Origin of the sequence: Bartonella sp. CL266QHHD, assembly GCF_042195355.1 — a bacterium.
Taxonomy (GTDB): Bacteria; Pseudomonadota; Alphaproteobacteria; order Rhizobiales; family Rhizobiaceae; genus Bartonella.
This window is the reverse complement of sequence record NZ_JBHIOD010000035.1, coordinates 1-13,160: the sequence shown is the minus strand read 5'-3', so window position 1 is coordinate 13,160 and position 13,160 is coordinate 1. Positions and strand designations below refer to the sequence as shown.

Genomic DNA, 13,160 nt, shown 5'->3' with positions numbered 1-13,160 from the left:
GATAAAGACAGAAAAAACTCTATTATAGTATCACGCTTTCCTTTCATATTCTCAACCAAGAGTTATCTTTAGATTACCGCTAATCTGATCTTTACGAATATAACGCAAAAGACACAAACGAACGTTTGTAAAAATAAGTAAAAGTAAAGCCAGATATGTTTGGTGGTTGTTTCATAAAGTATTCTATAAAAATTCGATCTACCTCTCTAATTTATTGCATATAAATTTTTGACTTTATAGCTTTTTTTTCCTTATAAAGTCTTTGCTTTTTGTTATTATCTATAAATTAAAATAGCCCTGATATAGCAGCATATTATGATTAGGATGCACCAGTACTGTACGAGTCCTTGTAAAATTTTGATGCCAGATTGGAATGAAAATATGAAGGCATCAATTAAAAACCAGTTTCTATCTTTAGCATCATTCTTTAGTTCAGCTTTACAATTTTCTACAGTAACGACAATAATATCCTTTAAAGAGTAGAGTTATGAGCATGATTTTTGTTTTTTCATCTTTTAATGAGTCCCCCATCCTTCATGCAATAAAGAACACTCTAAACAGAACACATTGTATCGATAAAACAACACATTTATTAGCAACAATAATGACGATTAATCTATGATCACAAACTTTAAAACCCTATTCATAACTTTTATACAAAATTTATAATTAAATCTCATTAAACTTATTACGAAGGCTTCACTCCTCCTCGCCCTAAGAAACGAAACATCTACTCCCGACAGTCTGTAAACGATCCGTTTTCTTAAATGGATTTAAGCTGCTAACCATTTCATGAGATTCACTTACAAAAGAATACACCGGCAAGTCCTATTTTGAATATTTACTCCATACTCTAAAAACACTTAATAGATCAAATTTTATATGCCTTATCTCACCACACCTTAAATGACAGTGTTTTAACGAAATAGAATAAATCTTGCCTTAAATACTCTGTTTAACCTTGTATACTTGATTGATGCAAAAATTAAATCAACAAAAGAGCATCATTGTATTTTCGAGAGGTATGAATCACCCCATCATAAAAAAACAGTCCTCATAACATAACAGACAATTTGAAAAAAACTTTTTATATAAAAGGGATTACCGTTGTACCGGGAGGCAATTTTGCCTCATCTTCAGGCTCGACATGAATAGAAATACGCACATTATCAAATTCTTTTTGAAGAACAGCTTCGATTTTATCACAAATTTTATGTGCTTCTCCTACCTGCATTACAGCAGGCACAACCAAATGAAACTCTATAAAAGTAACCCTTCCAGCAACACGCGTCCGTAAATCATGGACCTCAAGCGCACCCGATGCATTTGCAGAAATCAGTTCCCGAATCCGCATGCTTTCATTCAATTCAACGCCAACGTCCATTAATCCCTGAACAGCATTTCTAATCACCTTCCAGCCCTGTAAGAGAATATTAACGGCAACGATTATCGCTAAAATTGGATCTAAAGCTCCCCATCCCCCGACAAAACCGGCAATCAAACCAATTAAAATTGCAAGCGAAGTAAAAACATCTGTTATAAAATGCACTCCATCAGCTTTAAGAGCCGGTGAGCGATGGAGTTTTCCCTGCCAAATAAGAACCATTCCCCACATACAATTTATGACAGTTGCAATAAGATGAATAACAAGCCATATTCCAGGTTTCTGCAACAATTTAACGGTAGAAAGAGCTATCCATGCTTCTCTTAAAATAACAATTGCGGCAATAATAATGAGTACCCCTTCAAGAATTGCGGAAAAATATTCCGCTTTATGATGCCCAAAGGGATGATCATGATCTGCTGGCTTCATACTCACTTTAACAGCCCACCATGCTGCCAATGACGCAAGGATATTAACAATTGATTCCAATGCATCAGAATAAAGTGCAACCGAACCTGTGATGTGATATGTCCAATATTTCAAAGCAAAAACAATACACGCAATAAAAATAGAGTATAAAGTCAAGCTTTGTATATTGATTTTTACATCCATGAACCTCATCCTTTTCTTCACGAAATAGGGAATTAATATTTTCAACCATATCATTATACTTTTGGCATAACGACGATCTTTCCTCAATATTACAGAAGCTTCATCATACAATAAACGCCTCAGCTCACCATTATTATCGTAAAAACTGCTCAGTTACACGAACAGCATCAATAAATAAAGAAGAGAAAAAATAATAGAAAAAAGAGCTTTCCCAAGAGCAATCAAACACATAACCTTCATTATTAATCGTTTTCTGAATAACTTAAAGCCATCTCACTTCTCATAAACGAAAAACTTGTTTTTGCTCAAATCTATCATGATCATGCATTATTTTTCAGTCTTATGATGTGCATTATACCCCATCTATAAGCCATCGTTGCACCTTAGAAAAAATATCTTAGCACTCTACGGTAACTTTACAGGTCAACTGGATTTTAAAATATGATTTACTAAAAAATTTAGATATAAAAAGAAGAACAATGATTACCCTCAAAAAAAAAGAATCTGGGCATTGGGGACCCAGATTCTTTTCCCTTAGAAATTAAGGGCATACAGAACTTGGGAAATAGCGGGGACCCAAGACACTGCACCCGATACGAGAAAAAATATATGATTCCGTATCAGTATTTTTACATTATACCTATGGTTGCATATTGTCAATACAAATTCTACCATAAGTTTTAAAATAATGTTTTTTTATCTCTTTTTTTTAAATAAAACAAATTCTAACATCTGGAAATCATAAGAAAAAAGCACTAAAAATCTCGCATGCATTTGAATATCACAACAATCAATGAAACAGATGATCCACGCCTAAAAGCCTATCATAATATCCGTGAAAAAGATCTTGTTGGACGGCAACATCAATTTATTGCTGAAGGCAAAGTAACATTGTCCGCATTACTACATTCGAAAGAGTTTTCTGCCATCTCACTGCTCATCGTAGCAAACCGTCTCTCTGGACTTCTACCGCTTTTAGAAAAAACACAGCCTCTATGTCCCATTTATTGCGTTCCACAAAAAGTTATGGATAATATCACCGGCTTCCATGTTCATCGTGGTGTTCTGGGTATTGGTAAACGCAAAATACTGCCATCCTTACAAAGTTTTTTACAACATCTTCCAGAAAAAGCTTTGATTCTTGTTTTATGTGGTATCTCGAATCACGATAATATGGGATCAATTTTTCGTAATGCAGCAGCCTTTGCCAGTAATGGCATTATTGTCGACAAAACCTCATGCGATCCACTTTATCGCAAATCAATAAGAGTGTCTGCCGGCGCTGCTTTAAAAGTACCCTATACGCAAAACGCTGATATAGATGACATTATAGCTGCTCTAAACGATGAAAACTTTCATCTTTATGCACTCTCCCCTTCTGCCTCACACACTCTCAAGCAAGCCAACAAAACCAAAAGAATAGCACTTATTTTTGGAACAGAAGGCGATGGCTTACCACCCCATATACTACAACAATCAAACACCTTACGTATTCCCATGACTGACGGTTTTGACAGCCTTAATGTTGCCACAGCCTCAGGTATTGCACTTGCTCATTTTACCAACTTTGACCACTAAAGATGATAACACTTCAAGTTATAAAACATACCCAATGTTGTATGTTATCTATCAGTCTCCAATAATATTGCCGTTCCCTAGCCTTTGAAAGCATTGATAAAAAACATTTTTACATTTTCTTTATCATCACTTTCCACACCCTAACCCACTTATGACGTGCAAAAGATATAATTTTGATGGATTCAATCATAAAACAAACTTTCAATGAAAAAATCTTCCGGAAGTCTCTCATTCAAGTTTAAGATTAAAAAATATCATTATAAATCAATTTACTATGCTTTATAAAGCTGTTGTTTTTAGTTCTGAGGAAACAGGATCTTTTGTTTCGAGATTGCATAAAACGCGCTTCAACATCATTTCAGTATCAGCTGCACGTTCTGAATGTGTTACAAATCCTCCCCCAAGAATACGCGCCTCATGACCATTTCCATCATAAAGAACGCAAGCTTGCCCTGGTGCCACACCATTTTCACATTCCAATAAATCAACGGAAAAAATACCTTCTTTATAATGTAAGCGCGCAAGGTGAGGAGGACGCGTTGAACGCACCTTTACAGCCACCTCAATACCTTGAGAAGGGAAATTATCTAACGACTCATCACCAAGCCAATTCACATCACGTAAAAAAAGCTTATGCGTTTCTAACATTTCACGCGGTCCAACAATAACACGTGCATTTTCCACATCGAGATAAACCACATAAAGCGCTTCACCCGTTGACACCCCAATACCACGACGTTGACCAACCGTATAATTAACAATTCCCGAATGTTTACCTAAAATCTTTCCATCAATATGGACAATAACGCCAGGATTAGCTGCTTCTGGACGCAGTTTTGCGATAACATCTGAATATTTTCCTTGTGGAACAAAACAAATATCCTGACTATCATGCTTATTGGCAACCACAAAGCCCATTTCTGCTGCCATTTCACGAACGCGGGCTTTTGGAAGGTCACCAAGTGGAAAACGCAAATAATCAATCTGTTCTTGTGTCGTTGCAAAGAGAAAATAACTCTGATCACGATCATTATCGAGAGGACGAAAGAGTGCTCGATGCACTCCGTTGGAACGCGAACGAATATAATGTCCCGTAGCCAAAGCATCTGCCCCCAATTCGCGTGCCGTTGCTAATAAATCAGCAAACTTAACCGTTTGATTACATGCAATACATGGTACTGGGGTCTCTCCATGAGCATAACTTTCTGCAAAAGGATCAATAACAGCTTCGCGAAAGCGCTTTTCATAATCAAGAACATAATGAGGAATTCCTAGTGTTTCTGCAACGCGGCGTGCATCCTCAATATCTTGTCCTGCACAACACGCCCCCACCCGATGCGTTGCTTCCCCATGATCATAAAGCTGCAACGTAATGCCAATAACATTATATCCTTCCTTTTTCAAAAGACCTGCAACAACCGATGAATCAACCCCCCCCGACATTGCAACAACAATGCGAGAATCTTCAGGTTGTCCTGGTAAATCAAGACTGTTTAAAAACATGTATTCATTCTCTATTTACTGCTCTGTTTAATGGCTACCCATATGTTGACATTCTGATGCACGCTCTTCAGCACTTTTACACGATTGATTGTCTTTATATTATTTTTTTATCCTTTCCACAACCATAGGCATTACTTTCTTAAGAGCTGCTGCAAACAAAAAAAGAATGATGGAAATAAGGCATAATGGTAATCGTTTAGGAGAAATCCTTTTTTGCTCTTTTGAAAAATCCGGTAAAATATTGCAAGAATCTCTTCTTCACACTTCAACTTGAGCTTCTTTTTACATACCCAATCACTTTATTAATTTTTTCTTTCAGCGCTTTTAGCTCTTTTTTAAATTTCATGCTCTATAAACGAATCAAGTCCTTGACTAAAGGTAGAGGATACGAATGAGCAACTTGATAAAAACACAAATGAAATATGTTATTGGGCCAGATGGAAGTCCGCTTACAATTGCCGACCTACCGCCGCAAACAACACGGCGCTGGGTGATTCGTCGCAAAGCTGAAGTTGTTGCGGCTGTCAGAGGTGGATTGTTAAGTCTTGACGAAGCGTGCCATCGTTATACTTTGACTGTAGAAGAATTTCTTTCATGGCAAAGTTTAATCGATGAACACGGTTTAGCGGGATTACGAACGACCAAGATTCAACACTACAGGCATTAAGTTGCCATTGATTACGATTTGATAACATAAAGCAATCTATAAAACAGCCAAACTTGATAAAAGTTTGGCTGTTTTATACTATATCCAAAAGATAAACCTGAAAGAATGGATTCTTCAATAATTGCTTTTATTAGCCAACCATTGAATTAGCCAACCATTGAATTAGCCAACCATTGAATTAGATTCAATCAAAATATCCTTATCATCCGCAACAATCTTCTTTTCTCGTGCTTCCAAAAGCTGTGCACGTTGCAGCTCTGTATTAGCTTCATGGAGAGCAATTTCAGCGTTTGTTTTTTGAAGTTCTAAATCACGAATTGAATTGATCAGATTATCACGTCTTTGCCGCGCTGCACGCGCAAAAGCAGAATAAGCAAAATGGTGAACATCATTGTTTCCAGATTTACGTTCTTCATGAGTAATCTGTGCTTCCAACTCTAACACCATTCGTTCAAATTCTGCGATCATCATCTCAAGCTGTGCAATTTCACGGCGCTTTCCACGCACTTGAAACATCCTCAATCGCACCATATTTTCTCGTGGCTTCATACTCACTACTCCTTGATTGCGCCAACTCAAAACTCGCATTCACACCCAATAAATATCTTTTAGTTATATGTCTATCCGACAAAAACAGTCTATTAACTTGAAATTATAATAATTTTTGCCTTGCATTAAAGCATCTGAAAATACAATCTGCTTTAAAGAGCAATAACTATTTCTTTAACTTTTCCCCCCATTATAAATGAAGAGGTTTAAAGCTCAGTAAATAAACACTGAAATTGTAAAAAAGTAATTTATAACGCTCTTTTACAATTTTTTTTAAGTTAAAGTTTATAGAAAAAGCCCTTCTTTGTTTATTATGTTAAAAAATATGGGATTTTTCTAAAATAATTTTGTAGCCTCTTTCAAAAATAAAAATATTTTGTTAACCACTATCATGGATAGTGGGGAATTTAGTAGTGATTGTTACGCGTACTACTGAAATGTTCATAAACACTTTGTCATAAGTGTTTGATTTAATGAATTGTTTTTATAACAGTGGTTTTGCTAACTGATATAAAATAGAAATGCTCCTTATGATTCGTGAAGGAGCAAAGTGAGGGATCTAAAATGCGCGTATTATTAATTGAAGATGATAGAGCAGTTACTCAAAGTATTGAGTTGATGTTAAAGTCGGCTAACTTTAATGTTTATATCACTGATCTGGGTGAAGAAGGTATCGATTTAGGAAAACTCTATGATTATGATATCATTTTGCTTGATCTGAATTTGCCTGACATGTCAGGGTATGATGTCTTGCGGACTCTAAGATTGGCAAAAATAAAAACTCCTGTCTTAATCCTTTCTGGTATGAATGCCATTGAAGACAAGGTTCGTGGTTTTGGCTTTGGAGCAGACGACTATATGACGAAGCCTTTTCATAAAGATGAGCTCATTGCACGTATCCATGCAGTTGTTCGTCGTTCTAAAGGACATGCACAATCGGTTATTGTTACCGGAGATCTCACCGTTAACCTTGACACAAAAACTGTCGAAGTTGCAGGGCGCCCTGTTCATTTAACCGGTAAAGAGTACCAAATGTTAGAGCTTCTCTCTTTACGCAAAGGTACCACCCTTACCAAGGAAATGTTTCTCAATCATCTCTATGGTGGAATGGATGAACCAGAACTAAAGATTATCGATGTTTTTATCTGTAAATTGCGGAAAAAATTGGAAGCAGTCTCTTCTAGTGTAAATTACATTGATACAGTTTGGGGACGTGGTTATGTATTACGTGATCCAGTTGAAGAGAACGTACGAAAAACCGCTTAAGCAGTGAACATGCACATTGTAAAATCTCGGAGTCTAGCGGGCCGAGATTTTTTCCCGAGATCTTTTCTCTGTTAAAAGTAGAAAACTCGCACACCAAAAATCTCATATAGAAAGCGCTTAAAGCTTAAGAAGTAACCACACCAAATTTACACATATAACCTTATCGCTCATAAATTCAATCGAAGCCACTTTTCCCAACACAGCTTAAGCGCTTCTCTCTTATTCAAAGCTTTTTTATACTTTCTAAAACAATACAACCATCACTTTCATCAATATTTATTTTCATCTCTGTCATCTGAGCAAGTAACATTGTGTAATAAAATTGGATGACATGTGCATCAACAAGCTCTTCTTGAACTTCTCCACGGAATAACGCAAGAAAATGAGGGGGTATACGGAGAGTTCTACCGAAAACCTCAAATCGAAAAGAACGTTTATTTTCTTCTTGCAAAATCATAACAACAATTTCACCACCACGAGAAACTGTTGCATTTGCAATCAATAATAAATTAAGCAAAAGTTTAACTTCATCTTTTTCTAACAATAAAGAAGAAGCTTGCCATTTTAATGTTGCTTTTTCTTCTTTCATATATTGTTGAGCAACCTGCTCTGCAGCCCGTGTATCTATTTGTCCTCCACTTGCACCAGCAAAACCAAAAGCCAATCGCGCAAATTGTAGACGTGCAGCAGCACTTGCAACGGATAAACGCACCAATTGTAAAGCATCTTCTTCAGCTCCTCCTTCATCATAAAGCTCCATTGCATTTTGAATAGCCCCCACAGGTGAAATCAAATCATGGCAAATACGACTACAAAGCAAAGCAGCAAGATCCATAGGCTTCAAAGAAATATCTAACGTCATAATGATTGAAAACTCCTAGATTCAAAAAAACAAACTTTATTTTAAAGAAAAACTCTTAACATCTGATGCATAATAGGAAATATTAACAATCATGCTAAAAAATCAGAAATAAATTCAAGAATTTAAATAACCTTATATCTTATTTTTTATTTGAATAGCATGAAAATTCTAATATTATCTTTTTGTTTATCACTAATAAAAGGAGAAAACTCCATGGCTCTCTCTCTGCTCAAATACTGGTACAAAAATATTATATCTTTAATCTTCCTTTTATTCATCACCATAAACACCACACATGCTCAACTAAAACCAATAGAGCAAAACGAGCCTCATTATTCACTCCAAGAAATTATTGATTCTGGTCATATTTTTTTTGGAAAAACAGCCAGTGGTTTGGCTGTTGCAATTCAAAATATTTTTTCAAAATACGGTTATCCCAATGCCTATATTTTAGGAGAAGAAGCTTCTGGTGCCTTTTTTGCTGGATTAACCTATGGCGAAGGAAGGGTTTTTACCAAAAGCTATGGTCAACATAAAGTTTTTTGGCAAGGTCCCTCAGTAGGATGGGATTTTGGCGGCCAAGGCTCCCGTTTAATGATCTTAGTTTACAATCTTAATGGCATAAATAATTTATGGAGACGCTATGGTGGTATTTCAGGTTCGGCCTATTTAATTGCAGGTGTTGGTTTTCATGTCCTAAAATACCATAATACCTTGTTAATCCCAATACGTACAGGAGTCGGCGCACGCCTTGGTATCAATGTAGGATATTTAAAATTAACACCTAAACCGACATGGAATCCGTTTTAAACGTATTCTTATTTGAAAAGGGGTATTATGCTTATTCAATCATTTCTTTTTTTTATACTCGGAGTTGCTTTCACTTCTTGGTTACTGGTGCTTTTATCTCCTTTTATTTGGCGGAAAGCCGTTCATTTTGCATATAAAGATGTTTGTGCGAAAATGCCATTATCACTCGCGGAAATAGAAGCAAATCACGATTTTCTTCGTGCACAACATGCTGTAGAATTAGCAAACAACCAACAAAAGTACGAATTTTTGCAAAAAAAATATGCCCAACAAAAAATACAACTGAGCCAAGTAACAGAACAATTTTATCGGCTATGCCTCCCCACAAAAGATACTCTCACCAAAGAAGCGATAGCAATCAAACAAAATATCGCCACACTACACACTTTCAAAGGAAAGAAAAATGATGCGTGAAAAAATCGCACTCTATCAGCAACGCTTACAAAAAATCCAAACTCATGAGCTTGACCCGACTGCTAACCACCAATTGCTGGAAGAACTCCGTGAAGAAACAAAAGAACTTGCAGCAACATTGGCAGCTCAAATAGCGCTACAAGAGGGGAATACATCACCCATCAACACATTGATTCAAAAATCAAAAAACAAAAATGACCTAGCCTCACGTATTCGCAAAAAAATAACTTTTCTCTCCAAAAGCCCTGTTAAATAAGTTATCTTTTAAAACACCTTAAATGAAGAGTAAAATCAACAAAGGTTCATTGTAACTTTCATAACCCAAATCCTTTTTATTAAACGTGACTTTTCTGCTAAGCTAAAGGACAAAGTTTTTTAGCCCATACCGTTCTGTTAAAAAATATCTTCTTGTCTAGCAGATTCACTTTCTAATCATATCTCCGCTCTAAAGAACAACATTTCATAGGTTCTAGAAAGCAAATAATACCAAAGACATTGGTCACACACTCTAACAAAAAATACCTTCTAAGATGGATCACCAATAGAGATTTGACCATAATTTTAAGGATAAAAATACGCTCTCAAGAGTGATAAAAATCTCTTATTTTTTTGATAATCATATCCTGATCCGTTTGTGTCAAGTAAGGATGCATTGGTAAACTTAAAACACACTCTCCCAAAGACTCTGAAACAGAAAGGGAATCTTTTACATAAGGGAAGTGTTTATAAGCTGGCTGTTGATGTAAAGGAGTTTTATAATAAATCATTGTAGGGATAGAATTTTTTTGTAAAAAATCTTTTAATTTATCCCGTTCTTTTACCTTAATCGTATATTGTGCATAAGCAGAACGAATATTTTCTCCTATTTCTGGAACTGTAACAATATCTCTTAAGCCATTGGAATAGCGTTGAGCAATTTCTACACGCTTTTCCATTTCATCTTCAAAGATCACAAACTTTTCTAGTAAAATTGCAGCCTGAATGCTATCTAGGCGCGAATTCATACCAATACGTACATTGTCATATTGCGTTTCACCTTTACCATGAAACAAAATAGAGCGTAAAAGTTTTGCAAAATGATCATCATTGGTCATCATAGCGCCTCCATCGCCATAACATCCTAATGGTTTTGCAGGATAAAAACTTGTAGCAGCCACATCACCAAAAGCACCACACATAGTATTACCGCTTCTCCCCCCCATAGATTGAGCAGCATCTTCAATTACAAAAAGATTTTCCTTGGCAGCCACTTGAGCAATTTGCACATAGTCAGCAGAAAGCCCAAATAAATCAACAGCAATAATAGCCTTTGGCTTTAGACGTCCTTCTTTTTTTATCATTTCGATAGCGTGAGAAAGTTTTTCAACATCAATATTGAATGTATCAGGTAAAACATCGACAAAAACAGGTTCAGCCCCCACCAAAGCAACCACTTCAGCCGTTGCTGAAAATGTAAAACTAGGACAAAAAACAGCATCCCCTAGACCAATATTTTTAGCCATAAGAGGCATCTTCAAAGCATCTGTTCCATTAGCACATGCAATCACATGTTTAACGCCAAGATATTCTGCCAATTTCTCTTCAAATTCTGTTACTTTTGGCCCCAAAATATACTTACCACTAGCGACTACATGCGCAATTGCAGAATTAATTTTATCTTCAATACGCGCACGCTGCGCCCCAAGGTCGATGAATTGCATATTAACTCCATTGATCATCACAAGAATGCAAAAGCGCTACCTATCTCTTTTATCTATCATAATTGACATCAGCAGCTGTTAAAATCCGTAAAACAGCAATAGCATCATCACCATTTGTACGAGGTGATTGACGCGTTTCAATACAATGAAGGAAATGCCGTAATTCGCAAGTAAGCGGCAAGTCTTCACAAACATCAATATAATTCAGCTCATCCATGCTAAAAGCCCACTCTTGATTTTCTTTCCAAACAGCAAAATGGTGCATTGCCAATTTACGACTCCACGGTTCCATATCATCAAAAACGAGTATAGCCTTTGTTCCAACAACAATTAAACGCCTCTCACGATAAGAGCTTAAGCGTGAAGTAAAAAGATGACTACGCACACCATTTGGAAAAATCATATGAATATGAGAAAAATCAGAAATCTGATCAACGACAGCAGCCCCCTCACCGCGAATTTCGGAAGGTTCGCATCCTGTCAACGCCAAAATCATTGAGAGATCATGAGGGGCAAGATCCCATAAAGCATCACTGTGTGTGTGAAATTTTCCAAAGCCTAATCTATGAGAATAAATATATCGCACATCTCCCACATCTCCGTTTTTCACCAATTCACACATTTTTTCAAAAGCCGGATGAAAACGTAAAATATGGCCCACCATAAAAACTCGCTCATAGGCCTCAGCCTCCTGAACTTGGCGTTTAGCATCAGAAACATTCAAGGCTATTGGTTTTTCCACCAAAACATCTTTACCATTTTTAACAGCACGGAGCACATTTTGCGTATGCAATTGTGGCGGCAACGCTAATACCAACGCATCAATATCTCGATGAGTAAAAAGATCATCTGGTGTAACAACCTCTACACCATACAGTGTTGCAAAACTAGCAGCACGATCATTATCAATATCAGAAACTGCTGCTAAAGCTCCGAGAGAGTGGAGTGTCCGTATATGATTTTCACCCCAATGACCGCATCCTAAAACCGCTACACGTGGCACCATTTTCATGCCTTACCTTACTTTATCATATAAAATTACACTTTTACATATCGAGGATAATATAGAATGACAAGAGAAAAGCTTAAAAACGATGCTTGACATCTTACTATTCTACCCCTTATATCCGCAAAAGATGTAATTATTGACAATTATGATTGCTTATTTTGGCGGAGTAGCTCAGTAGGTTAGAGCAGAGGAATCATAATCCTTGTGTCGGGGGTTCAAATCCCTCCTCCGCTACCATTACTTTTTTATTGTGTGTAGTTTGTCAGCAGTGTAGCTTGCCTGTAGCTTGCCAGCGGGTTTTGTATATTTTGACACTAGTTTTTGTACCAATTCATTTTTTTTCAAAGAGTTTTAAAGGGGTTCTCAAAGGGTCATCAAAGACCTTTAAAAGGGTATTTAAAGCTCCTTTTTCTTTTCTACTCAAAATCGCAATTTGAGATGATCAACTCCTTGAGTTGGAATCGCATTATTTGAGAAGCAGCATTTATAAGATGTAATGACCTCTTTTAGTCAAATTGACTGATAATTTTTCTGTATCCTAAGCACATTAATTAAAAAGAGAAGCATTTAAAGAATTCGGTCAAGTTGCCCCTTTGATTTTCTGTCACTCAGAGGTTTCCTTTTCTCCTGCCTCTTTTCCCTTGTTTGGTGCCTCAAAGGTGATTTCTGTTGTGTATCCGCTTTGTTTTTCATAGCGGTGGGTGACAGTGGAAGCTTTCCATGGCCCATTGATTTGCCCACGAAACCCTTGCAATAAAAGAGGTTGATCCGCCATGACTTCGGGACGCCCCTCAAGGGTCAAAGAA

The 13,160-nt window shown here is 36.6% G+C and carries 12 protein-coding genes, 1 tRNA gene and 1 pseudogene; 7 read left to right on the top strand and 7 right to left on the bottom strand.

From position 1 onward, the window contains the following. Positions 1–1,087 precede the first annotated feature (1,087 nt). A complete protein-coding gene (locus tag ACFIK7_RS03845; protein ID WP_375631194.1) occupies positions 1,088–1,996 on the bottom strand; it encodes a cation diffusion facilitator family transporter in 909 nt (302 codons plus the stop codon). A gap of 768 nt (positions 1,997–2,764) precedes the next feature. On the opposite strand from ACFIK7_RS03845, the gene ACFIK7_RS03840 reads away from it, so the two are divergent. Then, positions 2,765–3,574 carry an RNA methyltransferase gene (locus tag ACFIK7_RS03840; RefSeq protein WP_273790815.1) on the top strand — a complete coding sequence of 270 codons (810 nt, stop codon included), beginning with the start codon at positions 2,765–2,767 and terminating at the stop codon, positions 3,572–3,574. A 279-nt stretch (positions 3,575–3,853) separates the two neighbouring features. Here the strand turns inward: ACFIK7_RS03840 and mnmA are convergent, their stop codons facing one another. Further along, on the bottom strand, positions 3,854–5,077 hold the full coding sequence (gene mnmA, locus ACFIK7_RS03835) for a tRNA 2-thiouridine(34) synthase MnmA (RefSeq protein WP_273790816.1): 1,224 nt from the start codon (positions 5,075–5,077) through the stop codon (positions 3,854–3,856). A 391-nt stretch (positions 5,078–5,468) separates the two neighbouring features. On the opposite strand from mnmA, the gene ACFIK7_RS03830 reads away from it, so the two are divergent. Then, the gene (locus ACFIK7_RS03830) at positions 5,469–5,744 is read left to right on the top strand and encodes a DUF1153 domain-containing protein (protein WP_273790817.1); all 276 of its coding nucleotides are present in this window, start codon (positions 5,469–5,471) and stop codon (positions 5,742–5,744) included. Positions 5,745–5,906: 162 nt separating this feature from the next. On the opposite strand, the gene ACFIK7_RS03825 is transcribed toward ACFIK7_RS03830, so the two are convergent. Beyond that, the gene (locus ACFIK7_RS03825; protein ID WP_375637668.1) at positions 5,907–6,293 is read right to left on the bottom strand and encodes a flagellar export protein FliJ; all 387 of its coding nucleotides are present in this window, start codon (positions 6,291–6,293) and stop codon (positions 5,907–5,909) included. Between the two features lie 564 nt (positions 6,294–6,857). Here ACFIK7_RS03825 and ctrA point away from each other — a divergent pair. Then, complete coding sequence (gene ctrA / locus ACFIK7_RS03820) at positions 6,858–7,559, top strand: response regulator transcription factor CtrA (protein ID WP_273790819.1); 702 nt, start codon at positions 6,858–6,860, stop codon at positions 7,557–7,559. A gap of 223 nt (positions 7,560–7,782) precedes the next feature. On the opposite strand, the gene chpT is transcribed toward ctrA, so the two are convergent. After that, positions 7,783–8,421 (bottom strand): histidine phosphotransferase ChpT, encoded by a 639-nt coding sequence (gene chpT / locus ACFIK7_RS03815; protein ID WP_273790820.1) that lies wholly within the window; start codon positions 8,419–8,421, stop codon positions 7,783–7,785. A gap of 213 nt (positions 8,422–8,634) precedes the next feature. Between chpT and ACFIK7_RS03810 the strand changes: the two genes are divergently transcribed. From ACFIK7_RS03810 to ACFIK7_RS03800, 3 genes are read left to right on the top strand one after another with little or no spacing between them, the layout of a single operon-like run. Beyond that, positions 8,635–9,231, top strand: a complete 597-nt coding sequence (locus ACFIK7_RS03810) for a DUF1134 domain-containing protein (protein WP_273790821.1) — start codon at positions 8,635–8,637, stop codon at positions 9,229–9,231. A 27-nt stretch (positions 9,232–9,258) separates the two neighbouring features. Next, positions 9,259–9,645: a hypothetical protein gene (locus tag ACFIK7_RS03805; RefSeq protein ID WP_375631197.1), complete on the top strand. Its 387-nt coding sequence runs from the start codon at positions 9,259–9,261 to the stop codon at positions 9,643–9,645. After that, a complete protein-coding gene (locus ACFIK7_RS03800; RefSeq protein ID WP_375660011.1) occupies positions 9,635–9,901 on the top strand; it encodes a hypothetical protein in 267 nt (88 codons plus the stop codon). Before ACFIK7_RS03805 ends, ACFIK7_RS03800 begins: the two co-directional genes overlap by 11 nt. Positions 9,902–10,226: 325 nt before the next feature. Here the strand turns inward: ACFIK7_RS03800 and ACFIK7_RS03795 are convergent, their stop codons facing one another. Next, the gene (locus tag ACFIK7_RS03795) at positions 10,227–11,345 is read right to left on the bottom strand and encodes a DegT/DnrJ/EryC1/StrS family aminotransferase (RefSeq protein WP_375631199.1); all 1,119 of its coding nucleotides are present in this window, start codon (positions 11,343–11,345) and stop codon (positions 10,227–10,229) included. A 49-nt stretch (positions 11,346–11,394) separates the two neighbouring features. After that, the gene (locus ACFIK7_RS03790) at positions 11,395–12,351 is read right to left on the bottom strand and encodes a Gfo/Idh/MocA family protein (RefSeq protein WP_273790823.1); all 957 of its coding nucleotides are present in this window, start codon (positions 12,349–12,351) and stop codon (positions 11,395–11,397) included. Positions 12,352–12,514: 163 nt separating this feature from the next. On the opposite strand from ACFIK7_RS03790, the gene ACFIK7_RS03785 reads away from it, so the two are divergent. Further along, positions 12,515–12,591, top strand: a tRNA-Met gene (locus ACFIK7_RS03785). 367 nt (positions 12,592–12,958) lie between these two features. On the opposite strand, the pseudogene ACFIK7_RS03780 reads toward ACFIK7_RS03785, so the two are convergent. Further along, a pseudogene (locus ACFIK7_RS03780) lies at positions 12,959–13,160 on the bottom strand (late control protein); the annotation flags it as partial.